Origin of the sequence: Clostridium manihotivorum (assembly GCF_004015185.1) — a bacterium.
Lineage (GTDB): Bacteria > Bacillota > Clostridia > Clostridiales > Clostridiaceae > Clostridium_AR > Clostridium_AR manihotivorum.
The window spans coordinates 1,553,676-1,570,021 of record NZ_CP025746.1; the positions used below are offsets into that span (position 1 = coordinate 1,553,676).

Consider the following 16,346-nt stretch of genomic DNA (forward strand, 5'->3'; position numbering starts at 1 on the left):
AATGGTATCTTTATTGACTTATATATTTTATCTTGAACTGGTATATCTATATAAGGAACCAACTTCAACTATTGATTTATAACAAGTATAAATTAAGTTTTCATAAAGGTTCCCCATAAATAGCTCTAGTATGAAATTTAGGAAAACTAAATTAATGAAATGGAGATTTGTGTATGAAGAGAATTATCTATTTAAAGTAATGAATAAATATAAATAACATGGATAAAATAAAAAATGCATGATTAGAGGTGATTTTTTTGAATATAAAATCTGAAGGAAATCTAATTATAATAGGAGGAGCGGAAGATAAAGAAGGAAATAAAGAAATATTAAATTATGTATGTTCCAAAATAAATAAAGAAAATGATGTGTTAGTGGTAGCAACAATTGCAACAGAAAAACCACAGGAAGCTAAGGATAAGTATACTAAAGTCTTTTCAGAAATAGGAGTTAAAAATATTGAAATTTTAGATGTACAACATAGAGATGATTGTTTCTTAGAACAAAATTTGGAAATTGTAAGAAAAGCTTCAGTTATATTTTTTACTGGAGGCGATCAATTAAGAATAACAAGCATAATTGGTGGAACTCAAATATATGATGAGTTTTTAAGAGCTTCTGAGAGAGGGTGTTATATGGTTGGTACCTCAGCAGGAGCTTCTGTTATGAGCGATACCATGATTGTTATAGGTGATGATGAAGAATCTCCTAGAAAGTGTACTCTAAAGATGTCTCCAGGATTAGGGTTGGTTAAAAATATCATAATAGATCAGCATTTTTCTCAAAGAGGAAGAATAGGAAGACTATTGGCTGGAGTGGCCCAAAATCCAGAGGTTTTAGGAATTGGAATTGATGAAGATACTGCTATTGTAGTACATAAAGATGACCATTTAAAGGTTATAGGGACTGGGGCAGTTTATATAATAGATGGAAGTGAGATTACATATACCAATGTTTCTGAGCAAAATCAACAAGAATTATTGAGCATTTATAATGTTAGAATGCATGTATTAGCTAAAGGACATAGATTTGATCTAGTTAGCAAGGCACCTTTTGAGGAGGAAAGAACTGAAAATGAAGCTTATTAGTGAACGAGTTTATGAGGGAAAGAATATATATTCTCATAAGAAATGCATAAGAGCGGATGTTGATTTAGAAGGGTACTGTGAGACTCCATCTAAAGATATACCGGATTTTAATTCAACTCTTGTAAATATGTTACCGGAATTATACAAGCATAGATGTGGAATAGATGAAGATAATGGATTCGTGACAAGGCTAAAAGAAGGAACATATCTTGCACATATATGTGAGCATATTACTATTGCAATTCAAAATATTTTAGGAATTGATGTTAGCTACGGAAAAGCAAGAGAAATAAAAGATGATTTATATTATATGATAATCCAATATGAATATAAAAATACAGCGCTTGGAGCTATGTATCTTGCTATAGATCTAATAAATTCGTTAATATCACAAAATCCAATTAATTTAGATGAAAGAATAGGTTATCTTAGAGCTGTATTATCTGAAGAAATGATTGGCCCTAGTACTAAGGCCTTGTGTGATGCTGCAGCTGAAAGAGGGTTGCCATCCATTAAGCTGGGTGAAGGAGGCATGTATCAGATAGGATATGGAAAGCAAGGAAGAATTATTGGAGCGACTATAGGTGACTCAACCAGATGCATCGGTGCTGATATAGCCTGCGATAAGATGCTTACTAAACATCTTTTATATAATCAGTTTATACCGGTTGCTATGGGAGAAAAAGTATTTAATACTATAGATTTATTACAGAAAGCAGACAAAATAGGCTATCCAGTAGTTCTTAAACCTCAATTTGGCAATAAGGGTAATGGAGTAATACTTAATATAAAGGATCAAAAATCGCTTTTAAAAGCTTACAAAATAGTAAGTTCTGATTATAAGGATATAATAATAGAAAGATATGTAAAGGGTAATGATTACAGAGTGTGCGTTGTAAATAACGAAGTAATAGCAGCTGCGAAAAGAATGCCGCCATATATAGTTGGAGACGGAACTAATAATATAAAAGAATTGATAAAAGTTTTAAATAGTGATCCTAGAAGAGGAGAAAAACATGAAAAACCTCTTACTAAAGTCAAGATGGATGAGTGTTTATTGAATTGCATAAAAAGGCAAGGCTTTAGCATATCATCAATTCCAGTTAAAGGTGAAAGGGTATTTTTAAGAGAGAATGCTAATTTATCCACTGGTGGGGTGGCTATAGATTGTACTGATGATATAAGTGAAGAAAATAAAAGATTATGTGTTAGAGTTGCAAAAACAATAGGTTTAGATATATGTGGCATAGATATTTGTGTTGAAGATATATCAATTCCAATACAAGATAATGGAATTATAGTGGAAGTAAATGCTGCGCCTGGAATAAGAATGCATCACTATCCTAGTGAAGGTAAATCAAGAGATGTAGCTGGAGCCATAATAGATATGATGTATGATGGGCATCCAGTAAATATTCCTGTTATCGCTGTAACTGGAACTAACGGCAAGACAACGACAACTAGGTTGATTTCGCATGTATTGACTCTTATGGGATATAGTGTTGGCACCACTACTACTTCAGGGATAGTTATAAATGGAGAATATATTGATAAAGGTGATGATACTGGAGCCGCCAGTGCAAAAACAGTGCTTTTGAATAGAGATGTTGATGTTGCGGTGCTAGAAACAGCTAGAGGTGGTATAGTAAAGCGAGGATTAGCTTATGACTTAGCAAATGTAGGAGTTATAACAAACATTACTGAAGATCATTTAGGAATAGATAATATAAATACTATGGAAGATTTGTGCTTTGCCAAATCTTTAGTAGCTGAAGAGATTAAAGAAGATGGATATGCGGTTATAAATGCAGATGATCCTTGGAGTTTAAAGATTTTAGATAGGGTAAAAGGGAAAAAAATATTATTTTCAATGAATGAAAATAATGAATACTTACTAAAGAATGTAGAAGATGGAAATCCAGCAGTTTATGTATCCAATGGCTCTATATATGTAAGAAATAATGGCAAAAGGTATCTAGTATGTGATATAAATGATATTCCTGTAACTAAGAATGGTAAGCTAAGATATAATGTATATAACTGTTTAGCTGCATGTAGTGCGCTGGTAGGCATTAATTTAGATTATTGTATTATTGCAAAGGGATTTGCAACCTTTGCAGGTGATGAACAATCTAATCCTGGTAGATTTAATGAGTATGATTTGAATGGAATAAAAGTAATACTTGATTACGGTCATAACATGGATGGGTATAATTGCGTTCTGGAATCCTTGAAAATGATGCCTCATAAAAGACTAATTGGTGTAATAGGTGTTCCAGGAGATAGAAGAAATGACAGCATCGAGAGAGTTGGGGAAATATCAGCAAAGTACTTGGATAAAATATATATAAAAGAAGATTTAGATAAGAGAGGGAGAAAAGAAGGTGAGGTAGCTAGGATTCTTGAAAAAGGAGTTCTAAAGCATAAAACATCTAAGAGTATAGATATAATTCTTGATGAGGTAGAAGCTTTAGATATTGCTATAAACAACTCTATTGATGGTGATGTAATAGTAGTATTCTTCGAGGAGTTCGAAAGGCTAGTGAATTACTTGAAAGAAAGAGAAGAAACGCCATTAGAACTAGAAAAAGCTGTTCATATGTAGAAGATAGTAAAATAGTTTAGTTGCTGGAAAAACGATATGTTATTGTGCTGAGAGCACCAATAACATATCGTTTTTATTATATCTCCTGCAGATTTTCCTCATGTACATTCGGAAAGGCAGATGCGCAAAAAAAATCGCTTCAACGATTTTTTTATTGCATTTATAATTATAAAATATATAATTATTATAGAATAAGGGGAAGGGTTGAAAAGAGATGATACTAAAAGCTTATGCTAAAATTAATATAGCCTTAGATGTTGTTGGTAAAAGAGAAGATGGATATCATTTATTAAGAATGATAATGCAGACTGTAGATTTATATGACATTGTTGATGTAAATGAAAACGAAGGTTCTGAAGATATAGTAATTACTTGCGATAATCCATTTATCCCAACTGATAGTAGGAACCTATGCTATAAAGCAGCCAAACTCTTTAAAGAAAGATATAACCTAAATAGTGGTGTTAAGATAAATATAACTAAAAAGATACCTATGTCTGCTGGAATGGCAGGCGGTAGTACTGATGCAGCTGCAGTGCTTAAAGGAATGAATGAAGTATTTAATATTAATGCTACTGAACAGGAATTGATTAACTTAGGGCTTCAGATAGGCGCAGATGTTCCTTACTGTATAAAAGGCGGAACAGCACTTTGTGAGGGTATTGGTGAAATTATAAAGCCACTGAGACCTTTTAAAAATTATATCTTGGTTATAGTAAAACCACCATTTGGTGTTTCAACTAAAGAAGTTTATGGAATGCTGGATATAAAGCGAATATATAGGCATCCTAGGGTTAACAATATAATCCATGAGATGAAGTCTGGTAATATAAAATATGTTTCTGAGAATATGAAGAATGTTCTTGAGAATGTAACTATAAGAAAGCATCCTTTAATTAAAGGTATTAAAGAAAGTATGATGAATTTAGGAGCTTTAGGTGCTTTGATGAGTGGTAGTGGGCCAACTGTATTTGCTTTTTTTGAGGATATGGTAAAAGCTCAAAGCTGCTACGATACAATGAAAGAAAGATATAGAGATGTTTATATAACTAGAACTATATAAAATATTATAATTTATGTTTTTAAAGATGTATAAATAAAAAGCCCCCTGGCAATAATTACTATTGTCAGGGGGTTGATTTTTATGAAAAAAGTATTATTAATAGTAACGATTATTTTCTCTTTAACTTTGGGGGTATTTGCGTATAGTACTCTTAACAAGATAACTGTATATGGTCAAGAGGATGGAAGTTTAGTAAGTAATGATATAAAGGATAAGTTAATAAGGTTCCATGTAATTGCCAATAGTGATGATAAAAAGGACCAAGAACTTAAACTTAAAGTTAGAGATGAGATATTAAATTATATATCACCTAAACTAAAGGATTCAAAGTCAATAGATGAGTCAAGAAAGATTCTTAAAGAAAATGATGAAAAAATTAAGCAGATAGCTGCTAAAGTTATAAAGGATAACGGATATAGATATTCAGTAACTAGTACATTGGATCATGAGAACTTTCCAGTTAAAACATATGGAAACATTACATTACCTCAAGGAGACTATGAGGCTTACAGAGTAATAATTGGTGAAGGAAAGGGTCAAAACTGGTGGTGTGTTATGTTTCCGCCACTATGTTTTATAGACATAACAAAAGGACAAGTATCATATGACCAAACAGAAAAGCAGATGAAAAGAGTGCTTACAGATAAGGAATATGAGGAAGTGAACAACCAAAAAAGTAAGGATAAAGATAAGATTATATTTACTTTTAAGGTGAAAGAAATGTTTGACAATATAACTAAGAAAAAATAATCTTGAATAAAATCCTTAAAATTATTAAACTATCTATATAGTTTAATAATTTTTTTTGTGCTTACTACATACTTATCTAAGTTTAGTCGAATTAGTAGTTTAGGTTATGTTTAAGAATATTGTTGAAACTAAGCACTCATTAAAGTATCGGATGACTGACCACTTAATTTCAACATGGTTCTTTAATAGCCTAATAAGTTAGGATATAAACAGACAGAATAGTTTAGGTGATGATATTATGTAAGCGAGGAGGTCGCTATGAGAAAAAAAGCTATAATTTCTATTGCAAGCAGTCAGGTACCAGCGGATAAAGATGATCTTATTGAAGTTGTAACTCCTGGAGAGTTTTTTATTAATGAAAACGGATATGAGGCTATTTATGATGAAACAGAAATTTCAGGTATGGAAGGAACTAAGACTAAAATATCTATTACAACAGATATGCTTACTCTAGAAAGAGAAGGTACTACTGCTACAACTATGAACTTTCAAAAAGATAATAGTTCAATAAGTCTATATAACACACCTTATGGTATGTTAGAACTTAGAATAGATACAAGAAATTTAAAAATAGATATGGATGAATGTGGTGGTGATGTACTTATAGATTATGATTTAAGTATAAGCGGACAGGAGAGCCATAGTACTAAGTTGAAAATAAATATAAAAGCAAACTAATAAATAAAAGTATTTGCAATATAACTTTAAATAATCGGTATGCAAAAGTCGCTGAAGAAGATAAGCTTCAGCGACTTTTTTGCTGCCTTAAAAAAATAAAAAGATTTGGTAGCTAAACCTAGTAATATCAAGAGTTTATAATAGCTATTTATGGAAAACAGTAAAAAATAAGATTATATCGCCTGTCAGAATTTCTTCACATACCTTCAGAAAAGGCAGATGCGCAAAAAGAAGCTTGTTCTTTTTGTAGGAAAGATATAGAACGTATGTTTATTTCAGTGAATATGTGTCAATAATTAAAGTAAAATAGGATTATATTTAATAAAACCTTTAAAAGTACTATATTATATATTTTTAGTAGTATTTATTAAGGGGATAATATAATAATCTGATATGAAGTGAGGAGCATGTATGATTGATAGATACTATAAAATAATAGAACTATTATGTACTTATTATGATATTGACATAAATCAGTCCAAGGATTTCTTGAGAAGTAGAGAAAATAAATATATGTTTTTGTTGCTTATGAAAAAGTATGATTGTGTGAAAAAAGAAGAATTGATGAATATATTAAAAGCAAAATCTTCTAGGAGTATAAATTATAATGTAAAGAAAGCAGAAGAAAAGTTCTTGATAAATAAAGAATTTAGAGATAAATACTTATATGTGGAAGAAGAAATAGAAAAAATGCTTTAAAAACATAAAAAAAAGACTAGAATAAGATTCTAATATGTGATAAAATACTATCATTGTGTTTAAGACAACAAAAACCCATATTAAATGGTGGGTAATAATTATTATAATAAAGATTTTTTATAAAGTCAATAGTTTTTTAAAATAGATTCATAGGAGGAAGAAATATGAGCAAGAAAACCACTAAGTATGTATTTGTCACTGGAGGAGTCGTTTCGTCACTAGGAAAGGGAATCACTGCCGCATCTTTAGGAAGATTGCTTAAAAATAGAGGTCTAAAGGTTTCGATTCAAAAGTTTGATCCTTATCTAAATGTAGATCCAGGTACTATGAGTCCTTACCAACATGGAGAAGTATTCGTAACTGATGACGGAGCTGAAACAGATTTAGATTTGGGACATTATGAAAGATTTATAGATGAAAACTTAACAAAAAATTCTAATGTAACTACAGGAAAAGTATACTGGTCTGTTATTTCTAAAGAAAGAAAAGGGGAATACTTAGGGGGAACTGTTCAAGTAATACCTCATATAACTAATGAACTTAAAAATCGTGTTTATAGAGTTGCTAAAGAGAAAGATGTAGATGTTGTTATAACTGAAATTGGAGGAACTGTTGGAGATATAGAATCACTTCCATTTTTAGAAGCAATAAGACAGATAAAGTACGAAGTTGGCAGAGAAAATGTTTGTTTTATACATGTTACTCTAGTTCCATACTTAGGGAAAGCAGGGGAGTTAAAAACTAAACCTACTCAACACTCAGTTAAAGAACTAACAGGAATAGGTATACAACCAGATATTATTGTTTGCAGAGCTGAAAAAGAGCTGTCTGATGATTTAAAGAATAAGATAGGTTTGTTCTGTAACATAGATGGAAGATCTGTAATTCAAAACCTTGATGCTGAAGATTTATATGAAGTACCACTTTTACTACATAATGAAGGTTTAGATAAGTTGGTTGTGGAAAAGCTAAACCTAGGATGCTGTGATATAGATAATACTCAATGGATTCAAATGGTTGATAGAATAAAAAATCTTTCTAAGATTACTAAAATTGCTCTTGTAGGTAAGTATGTAGAACTTCATGATGCATATATATCAGTAGTTGAAGCTTTGAATCATGGTGGCCTATATAATGATTCAAAGGTTGAGATAGAATGGATAAATGCAGTTGATGTTACAGCTGATAATGTTGATAGCTTGCTTTCAGGAGTAGATGGAGTATTGGTTCCAGGAGGATTTGGAGACAGAGGAATAGAAGGTAAAATAGAAGCTATAAGATGGGCAAGAGAGAATAAAAAGCCTTTCCTTGGTATATGTTTAGGTATGCAGTGTGCGGTTATAGAATTTGCTAGAAATGTACTAGGATATACTGGAGCTAATTCATCAGAGATAGATCCAGAAACAAATTATCCTGTTATAGATCTAATGCCTGAGCAAAAAGATGTAGAAGATCTAGGCGGAACTATGAGATTAGGATTATATCCATGTAAGTTAGAAGAAAATTCATATTCACACGCTGCTTACGAAGAAGGATTAATCTACGAAAGACATAGACATAGATATGAATTTAGTAATGAGTATAGAACAGCTATTTCCGCTGCTGGTATGAAAATAGCGGGAACATCACCAGATGGTAGACTAGTTGAGATTGTAGAAATAGAAGATCATCCTTGGTTCGTAGCAGTTCAATATCACCCAGAGTTAAAATCAAGACCAAATAGACCTCATCCTTTATTTAAGGATTTCATAAATGCAGCTTTAATGAATAAGTAATAAAAAAGGTTTAGCAAGACATTCCTTGTTAAACCTTTTTTCCTTTCTATGTTATATAATAACTTTATTTCCAATAGGTTGGCTTATATTTTAAAACAGTGTTTGGCTGCACATATAAATGTTGTTTATGTAATATGTTTTATATTATAGGCTACAAATTCTTAGAAAATCATGAATAAAAATATGACTATTACTCAATAATTATATATATGAAAAAAATACTTGAAAATATATGCTCAATAAAGCATAATATAAATGCTAATTATATTACGTATATTATTTGTTTGAAACACAACTTTGTTATTTTAGGATAAATATGAAAAAGAAAATTCCTTGATGTTTAATCATTTCTAAAACATATTCGAGGCTATTAAACTTAAATCAAGAGGATCTATTTTCCCTTTCTATCGTTTCCTTTGCTGATTCCCTTAAAAAAATATGGAGGTGTCATTTTGACAACAGAATTATATGAAAAGAAAACCCTAACTGAGCTAAGAGATTTAGCTAAGGATTTAGGGATAAAAAATATTTCTAAAAAGAAAAAAAGTGAACTTATTGAAGAGTTAGTTAAGAGTTCTCCTAATGTTATAAAAAAAGATGGTGTAGAACTTAGAGAAAAAATTGCTCCAAAGCCATCAATAGAAACAAATAAAGAAGAAAAGCCGGCAGAACAAACTTTAGAAAAAGCAGTAGAAAAAAGTGCTGAAAAACCTGTTGAAGCAACAGCTGGTACTACTGAAGGGGCTGAAGAGCAGCAAGAAAATCCTGGAGAAAAGAAAGAACGATTAAAAGAAATGATTAATACCTCTAATTCTGCTAGAGGGATACTTGAGATAATGGAAACTAATAATTTTGGATTCTTAAGATGTAGAAATTATTTAACTTCAGATCAAGATATATATGTATCACCATCTCAGATAAGAAGATTTAACTTAAGAACTGGGGATGAGATTGAAGGTAAGGTAAGGGAAGCAAAAGAAGGGGAAAAATTTAAGGCTCTATTATATGTAGAAAAGGTTAATGGAGAAAGACCAGAAACAGCAATTGGTAGAAAATATTTTGAGAATTTAACACCTATTTACCCTAATGAAAGATTAAGATTAGAAACTAATAATGAAAAAGATTTATCTTCAAGACTTATGGATCTAATATCTCCTATAGGTAAGGGCCAAAGAGGTATAATTGTTGCGCCGCCAAAGGCTGGTAAAACTACTTTGTTGAAAAGGATAGCTCAAAATATATCTAGAAATTATCCTGGAGTTACCTTAATGGTGTTATTAATAGATGAACGTCCAGAAGAAGTTACTGATATGCAAAGAAGTATAAATGGAGAAGTTATATACTCTACTTTTGATGAGGAGCCTATAAACCACACAAGAGTGGCTCAGTTGGTACTGGATAGAGCTAAAAGAATGGTTGAGCATGGTAAGGATGTAGTTATACTTCTTGATAGTTTGACAAGACTTTCTAGAGCTTATAACTTAACAATTACACCTACAGGAAGGACTCTTTCAGGTGGTTTAGACCCAGGAGCTCTTATAATGCCTAAAAAGTTCTTTGGTGCGGCTAGAAAAATAGAAGAGGGCGGAAGTCTTACTATACTAGCTACTGCATTAGTGGATACAGGAAGTAGAATGGATGATATGATATTTGAAGAATTTAAGGGAACTGGTAATATGGAAGTTCACTTGGATAGAAAACTTCAAGAAAGAAGAATATTCCCAGCAATCGATATTTATAAGTCTGGAACTAGAAAAGAAGACCTTCTATTAACTGATGATGAAAAAGAAGCAGCATATGCTATAAGAAAGGTTATGTATAGAGAAGGTAATGTTGAAAGCATAACTGAAAAATTAATAGCTCTTCTTTCCAAGACTAAGAATAACAAAGAATTCTTAGAAATGTTTGATAAGAGTATATTGGATAATAATAGCAGATAAGTATTAAAGAAGTTTTTTGAATTGAATAAAAGTTTATAAAATTAAAACCATACATAAGCTATAAAACAATAGCATATGTATGGTTTTTTCTATGAATTGAAATATAATTTGCTAAATTTGATGTCTTTCTAGTATTTCGTCTGATAGAGTAACTATTGATTTAAGAGAAAAATTACTGGAAACTCTAAGGAGATTTTCCTTTAAGGTAGTTAGTTTTTTCGGATTTTCTATTAAATCATCCAAAATAGGATTTATATTGTTTAGTTTATCGACATATAGAGCGCAGTTTTCATTTATTAGAAACTCTGTGTTTTCAGTTTCTTGCCCTGGTATAGCAAAAGGTATTATAAGAGGAAGAGTTTTTGCTATTGACTCTGTGACAGTAAGTCCTCCGGGCTTGGAAATAATAATATCACTATAGTCCATTATAGCTGATATATCATTTGTGTATCCTAGTATATGGAGTTTTTTGTTTTCTATTGATTGCGAATATGTCTTAATAAGTTTATTTTTTAATTTTGAATTATTTCCACATACTACTGTTATTCTAAGTTTGTGAGAATTATTTAGCAATTCTTTCAGTACATAGTATATATTTGTTAATCCCATGCTTCCACTCATCAGAAGTATATTAAAATAATCAGAGTCCTTCGCTTCAGCGTACTCAGAATTCTTATAGTAGAATTCGCTTCTTATGGGGATGCCATATGGAAAGATTAATTTAGCATCAATACCACGGGAGACTAGATCTTTTTTTGTATATTCACTACCTGTAATATAGGCATCTACATATTTTGAGATATAAGTATAATGAGCTTTAAAGTCAGTAACTATAGATATAAAAGGCTGATTTATAAGCCTTTTTTCTTTAAGGCTTGAAACAATACTTACTGTAAAGGGATGAGTGCCTATTATTAAATCCGGCTTATTCTCTTCTATAAACTTTAGCAGTTTCCTGGATGTATTCCAAAATGATGTTTTTAAAAGCAAGTTTGTAGTCTTAATATTGGTTGCTTTATAAAAGTTGCCATAGATATTAGGTATCTTTGTTGCGAATATCTCATATCCTCCAACAATAATATTGTTTAGAAGTTTGCTATCATTATATAAAAAGTCATGCTTAATAACTTCGTATCCAGCTATGGAAAAAGTTTCGACTAAGGAATCAGCAGCCTTGTTATGTCCTTGGCCAGTAGAGGCTGTTAAAATAAGAAGCTTCTTCATGGTTTTCACTCTCTTTGCTTATAAGATAATATAGTTTAAAATTTTAAGTATATTAATATTGTAACATTTATACCATTAAAGGGGTATTGTTTTAGCGGTATAAAAGTTTATAACTTTATGAAGTTATAAACTAGATTATGAGCGTACACAGAACTAAGCCTAACATACATGCTTTTTAAATACACAGATGGAGTCGTATACATATATGATTAACTTTTTAATTATAAACTATCAGTTATATTGTGTAGCTATAAGAAGATAAGGCATCTTCAAAAAATAACTAGATATATCATAGTTATCTTTTGAAGATGCCTAAAGTAGTAACAAAAATGGGAAAGAATATATCTTTCCCAAGATTGCTACTTATCAAGACCGAATCTCTTCTTGAATTTATCAACTCTACCGCCAACGTCAATGATCTTTTGCTTACCAGTGAAGAATGGGTGGCATTTAGAGCATATTTCCACTTTAAGTTCTGATTTTACTGAACCAGTTGTAAATGTGTTTCCACATGCGCACTTAACCACAGCATCATTGTGGTATTCTGGATGTATGCCTTCTCTCATCTTGTTCACCTCTTTCGAAATATTACTGTCGCATTTGCAACTACTAAAGTATAGCATGAGATAATATTGGAGTCAATATGAAGTGAAGAATTAATAGCAGTGCTGAAGCAATATAGATAATGTCACATTTGGTATAATTTTAAAATTCAAAAATCAAATAAGGTAAAGTAAAAGAATATTTCAAAGTTACTAAAGTTATTATGTGTACTTTTACCAATTGACCTCATGAGGAATAAGAAAGTAAAATAATCTTATTATTAAAAGCAAAATAGAAAGTTTCATTTTAATAAATTTAAGCAAGAAGTATTCTATTTATAGATGTATCTTTAAATAGAATATATATAAATATAATGATATAATCATATCAAACAGTTTAGTAGACAAAAGGAGATTATTTTATGAGTAAATTATACTTTAGATATGGCGCTATGAACTCTGGAAAATCAACTCATCTTATGCAGGTAGCGCATAATTACGAAGAAAGAGGAATGAATGTATTAATTATAAAATCTTCTACTGATAAAAAAGGAGGAGACAAGCTAGTATCAAGATTAGGTGTAGAAAGAACTGTAGATTTACTTATTAAAAAAGATGAAAATGTTTTTGAAAAAGTATCAAATTGGATAGAATTAAAAAGTAACATCCATTGCATCTTAGTAGATGAAGTGCAATTTTTAGAAAGTTATCAGATAGATCAATTATTTGAAATAGCTATTATTAAGGATATACCTGTTATATGCTATGGCTTAAGGACTGATTTCCAAATGAATGGGTTTGAAGGTAGTAAAAGATTACTTCTTATAGCACATAGTATTGAGGAAATGAAGACTATATGTAATTGTGGTAATAAAGCTATATTAAATGGAAGGAAAATAAATGGTCGTTTTGTTTTCGAAGGTGAACAGATAGCTATTGATAATGTAGATGATGTAGAATATGAATCTTTATGCGGTGATTGTTATATTAAATACAAGCACTCAGAAGTAATATAGAAAGTACCTAAAATAGAAGTATAAAGGAATGATTAATATGAGAAAGACTAAGGTTGGAGGTCAAGCTGTACTAGAAGGGGTTATGATGCGTGGGGTTAGTGGGCTTGCTACTGCCGTAAGGACACCTGATGGGCGTATTGAAGTGGATTTTAAAAACACTATACCAGTTTCAAAGAAGCATAAAATATTTGCGTTGCCTGTGATAAGAGGCTTCTTCTCGTTAGTAGATTCCATGGTTGAAGGCATAAAGTGCATAAACTACTCAGCTTCATTTTTTGAAGATGAGGATGAGACCTCAAAGTTTGATAAATGGATAATGGATAAGTTTGGTGATAAAAGTAATGATATAATAATGGGATTTACTTTAATATTGTCATTGGTATTTTCTGTTGGGTTATTCTTGGCTATTCCTACTGCTGTAACCTCGTTGTTTAAACACTTAGGATTAGGCGTTATAGGTTTAAATATAATTGAAGGAGTAATAAGAGTCATAATGCTTCTGGGCTATATGTATATAATAGGAAGGCTTGAGGATATCAATAGATTGTATCAGTATCATGGGGCAGAGCATAAAACTATTTTTTGCTATGAGAATGAAATGGAGCTAACTGTAGAGAATGTTAGAAAGTTTCAAAGATTTCATCCTAGATGCGGTACTAATTTTATGTTCTTGGTGATGCTTGTGAGCATATTTGCTTTCTCATTTACTGGGTGGAATTCATTGTTTGAAAGAATTATTTCTAGAGTGATATTGCTTCCTTTAGTATCAGGAGTTACTTATGAGCTTATAAGATGGATCGGTAAAAGTGAAAGTGTTTTATCGCATATAATAGCAGCGCCAGGGCTTAAACTTCAGAATCTAACAACTAGAGAACCTGATGATGACCAGATTGAAGTTGCTATAAGAGCACTTAAGGCCGCAGAGGGTATAAAAGATGACGAAACTATAGGGCAGTTACTTAATAAAGGAAATGAAAAGCTTAAGGAAGCTTCTATAGATAGCTATGTTCTAGACTGTCAGTTAATATTAGGAAAAGTTATAGATAAGGATAAACTATATCTAATCACTCACAGAGAAGAATTAGTTGAAGAAGAAAAATGTAAAGAATTTTATGATCTCATAGAAAAAAGACAAAACAAAATGCCTATAAAATATATATTAGAAAGCTCAGAATTCTTTGGTGTTGATCTATATATTAAGCAAGGTGTTTTAATACCTAGAGCAGACACTGAGATTTTAGTTGAGGAAGTCTTAGGAATAATAGATAGCCAGAAGCCACTTTATATATGTGATTTATGTTGTGGCAGCGGAGCTATAGGAATTGCAATAGCAAAAAATAGAGAAAATGCAAAAGTAGACTTTATAGATATAGAAGATGTTCCTGAATTTGTTACTAAAACAAATATAGAAAAGCTTGGATTAGAAGATAGGTGCACTTTTGTTAGAAGTAATCTTTTAGAAGAAGTTATAAAAGAAAATAAGGTTTACGACGTAATTGTATCTAATCCTCCATACATAAAGGAAGCTGTTATACCTACACTTATGGAAGATGTTAAGGATTATGAGCCTCACATAGCACTTAGTGGAGGGGCTGATGGCTTGGATTTTTATAGAAAAATAATCGAAGATGGTGTAAAGGTCTTGAAAGATGAAGGTACTATAGCTTTTGAGATTGGATATGATCAAGGTGAGGATGTAAAACAATTACTGCTTGAAAAAGGTTTTAAAAGTGTTAAAATAGTTAAGGACCTAGCAGCATTGGATAGAGTAGTTATAGCAGTTAAATAACACAGAGGCACTGTTACCATTTCCTATTGATTTGATAGGAATATGTATGATATAATAAAAAAATATGAAATTTATTATTACGGAGTGATAGGATGATATTAGATAGATTAAACTTTATAGAAAATAAGTATGATGAACTTTCGGTAAAAATATCAGATCCATCTATCATGGCTAATCAGAATGAGTGGAGAAAGCTTTGTAAAGAGCACTCCGAGTTAGAAATAGTTGTGAATAAGTATAGACAGTACAAAGATGTATTAGATGAGATAGAGACAAACAAGGAAATGTTAGCTGAAGAAAGTGATAGAGAAATGAGAGAAATGGTTCAGGAAGAGATAAAAGAGCTCGCTGAACAAAAGATAACATTAGAAAATGATTTGCAAGTATTGTTACTTCCTAAGGATCCTAATGATGACAAGAACGTATTCATAGAAATTAGAGCTGGTGCTGGCGGTGATGAAGCAGCTTTGTTTGCAGCAAATCTTTTTAGAATGTACACAAGATATGCTGAAAATCATAGGTGGAAAGTTGAACTTATGAGTGCTAATGAAACTGACATTGGTGGATTTAAAGAAGTTGTATTTATGCTAAAAGGGGATAGTGCTTACTCAAGACTAAAGTTTGAGTCTGGAGTACATAGAGTTCAAAGAGTTCCAGATACAGAATCAAGTGGTAGAATTCATACTTCTACTGCAACGGTGGCAGTTCTTCCAGAAGTTGACGATGTTGAACTAGACATAAGTGAAAAAGACATTAGAATAGATGTTTTTAGAGCATCTGGACACGGTGGACAGTGCGTAAATACAACAGACTCAGCAGTTAGAATAACACATCTTCCAACTGGATTGGTTGTTTCATGTCAGGATGAAAAGTCACAGCTTAAGAATAAAGAAAAAGCTATGAAGGTACTAAGATCTAGACTTTTTGAAAGAGCTGAAGCTGAAAGAGCGGCTGGAATAGCTGAAGATAGAAAGAGTCAGGTAGGTACTGGAGATAGAAGTGAAAGAATAAGAACTTATAACTATCCTCAAGGAAGAGTTTCGGATCATAGAATAGGATTAACATTATATAAGCTTGATTCATTCCTAAATGGAGATATGGAAGAAATGATTCAAGGTCTTATAACTGCAGATCAGGCAGAGAAAATGAAAGCTATGGGAAATACAGATTTTTAATT

At 31.3% G+C, this 16,346-nt stretch carries 13 protein-coding genes; 11 read left to right on the forward strand and 2 right to left on the reverse strand.

All coding sequences use genetic code 11. The annotated features are described in order from the left end of the window. The first annotated feature begins 257 nt into the window (after positions 1-257). The 8 genes from C1I91_RS07015 (at position 258) to rho (ending at position 10,598) form a co-directional block, all read left to right on the forward strand. Positions 258-1,088 carry a cyanophycinase gene (locus C1I91_RS07015; protein ID WP_128212225.1) on the forward strand — a complete coding sequence of 277 codons (831 nt, stop codon included), beginning with the start codon at positions 258-260 and terminating at the stop codon, positions 1,086-1,088. After that, a complete protein-coding gene (gene cphA / locus C1I91_RS07020; protein WP_128212226.1) occupies positions 1,075-3,693 on the forward strand; it encodes a cyanophycin synthetase in 2,619 nt (872 codons plus the stop codon). Before C1I91_RS07015 ends, cphA begins: the two co-directional genes overlap by 14 nt. 214 nt (positions 3,694-3,907) lie before the next feature. Next, positions 3,908-4,756 (forward strand): 4-(cytidine 5'-diphospho)-2-C-methyl-D-erythritol kinase, encoded by an 849-nt coding sequence (gene ispE, locus C1I91_RS07025; RefSeq protein ID WP_128212227.1) that lies wholly within the window; start codon positions 3,908-3,910, stop codon positions 4,754-4,756. 81 nt (positions 4,757-4,837) lie between these two features. Continuing rightward, on the forward strand, positions 4,838-5,506 hold the full coding sequence (spoIIR, locus tag C1I91_RS07030) for a stage II sporulation protein R (RefSeq protein WP_128212228.1): 669 nt from the start codon (positions 4,838-4,840) through the stop codon (positions 5,504-5,506). Between the two features lie 258 nt (positions 5,507-5,764). Continuing rightward, a complete protein-coding gene (locus C1I91_RS07035; protein WP_128212229.1) occupies positions 5,765-6,184 on the forward strand; it encodes a YwiB family protein in 420 nt (139 codons plus the stop codon). 411 nt (positions 6,185-6,595) lie between these two features. After that, positions 6,596-6,883, forward strand: coding sequence for a hypothetical protein (locus tag C1I91_RS07040; protein ID WP_128212230.1), 288 nt, complete (start codon positions 6,596-6,598; stop codon positions 6,881-6,883). A gap of 164 nt (positions 6,884-7,047) precedes the next feature. Next, positions 7,048-8,658, forward strand: a complete 1,611-nt coding sequence (locus C1I91_RS07045) for a CTP synthase (RefSeq protein ID WP_128212231.1) — start codon at positions 7,048-7,050, stop codon at positions 8,656-8,658. 452 nt (positions 8,659-9,110) lie between these two features. After that, complete coding sequence (gene rho, locus C1I91_RS07050; protein WP_128212232.1) at positions 9,111-10,598, forward strand: transcription termination factor Rho; 1,488 nt, start codon at positions 9,111-9,113, stop codon at positions 10,596-10,598. Positions 10,599-10,709: 111 nt separating this feature from the next. Here rho and C1I91_RS07055 read toward each other — a convergent pair whose 3' ends face one another. Then, positions 10,710-11,822, reverse strand: a complete 1,113-nt coding sequence (locus C1I91_RS07055; RefSeq protein ID WP_128212233.1) for an MGDG synthase family glycosyltransferase — start codon at positions 11,820-11,822, stop codon at positions 10,710-10,712. 359 nt (positions 11,823-12,181) lie between these two features. Then, on the reverse strand, positions 12,182-12,388 hold the full coding sequence (gene rpmE / locus C1I91_RS07060; RefSeq protein WP_128212234.1) for a 50S ribosomal protein L31: 207 nt from the start codon (positions 12,386-12,388) through the stop codon (positions 12,182-12,184). A gap of 398 nt (positions 12,389-12,786) precedes the next feature. Here rpmE and C1I91_RS07065 point away from each other — a divergent pair, with 398 nt between their 5' ends. The 3 genes from C1I91_RS07065 (at position 12,787) to prfA (ending at position 16,344) form a co-directional block, all read left to right on the forward strand. After that, a complete protein-coding gene (locus C1I91_RS07065; RefSeq protein ID WP_128212235.1) occupies positions 12,787-13,380 on the forward strand; it encodes a thymidine kinase in 594 nt (197 codons plus the stop codon). 37 nt (positions 13,381-13,417) lie between these two features. Next, positions 13,418-15,169 carry a peptide chain release factor N(5)-glutamine methyltransferase gene (gene prmC, locus C1I91_RS07070; protein ID WP_128212236.1) on the forward strand — a complete coding sequence of 584 codons (1,752 nt, stop codon included), beginning with the start codon at positions 13,418-13,420 and terminating at the stop codon, positions 15,167-15,169. Positions 15,170-15,261: 92 nt separating this feature from the next. Further along, a complete protein-coding gene (gene prfA / locus C1I91_RS07075) occupies positions 15,262-16,344 on the forward strand; it encodes a peptide chain release factor 1 (protein ID WP_128212237.1) in 1,083 nt (360 codons plus the stop codon). Positions 16,345-16,346: the final 2 nt, after the last annotated feature.

What these genes read in the sequence shown, in the direction of transcription:
- cphA (WP_128212226.1), top strand. Translation starts at nt 1,075, where the DNA reads ATGAAGCTTATTAGTGAACGAGTTTATGAGGGAAAGAATATATATTCT.
- ispE (WP_128212227.1), top strand. Translation starts at nt 3,908, where the DNA reads ATGATACTAAAAGCTTATGCTAAAATTAATATAGCCTTAGATGTTGTT.
- spoIIR (WP_128212228.1), top strand. Translation starts at nt 4,838, where the DNA reads ATGAAAAAAGTATTATTAATAGTAACGATTATTTTCTCTTTAACTTTG.
- C1I91_RS07035 (WP_128212229.1), top strand. Translation starts at nt 5,765, where the DNA reads ATGAGAAAAAAAGCTATAATTTCTATTGCAAGCAGTCAGGTACCAGCG.
- C1I91_RS07040 (WP_128212230.1), top strand. Translation starts at nt 6,596, where the DNA reads ATGATTGATAGATACTATAAAATAATAGAACTATTATGTACTTATTAT.
- C1I91_RS07045 (WP_128212231.1), top strand. Translation starts at nt 7,048, where the DNA reads ATGAGCAAGAAAACCACTAAGTATGTATTTGTCACTGGAGGAGTCGTT.
- C1I91_RS07055 (WP_128212233.1), bottom strand. Translation starts at nt 11,822, where the DNA reads ATGAAGAAGCTTCTTATTTTAACAGCCTCTACTGGCCAAGGACATAAC.
- rpmE (WP_128212234.1), bottom strand. Translation starts at nt 12,388, where the DNA reads ATGAGAGAAGGCATACATCCAGAATACCACAATGATGCTGTGGTTAAG.
- C1I91_RS07065 (WP_128212235.1), top strand. Translation starts at nt 12,787, where the DNA reads ATGAGTAAATTATACTTTAGATATGGCGCTATGAACTCTGGAAAATCA.
- prmC (WP_128212236.1), top strand. Translation starts at nt 13,418, where the DNA reads ATGAGAAAGACTAAGGTTGGAGGTCAAGCTGTACTAGAAGGGGTTATG.
- prfA (WP_128212237.1), top strand. Translation starts at nt 15,262, where the DNA reads ATGATATTAGATAGATTAAACTTTATAGAAAATAAGTATGATGAACTT.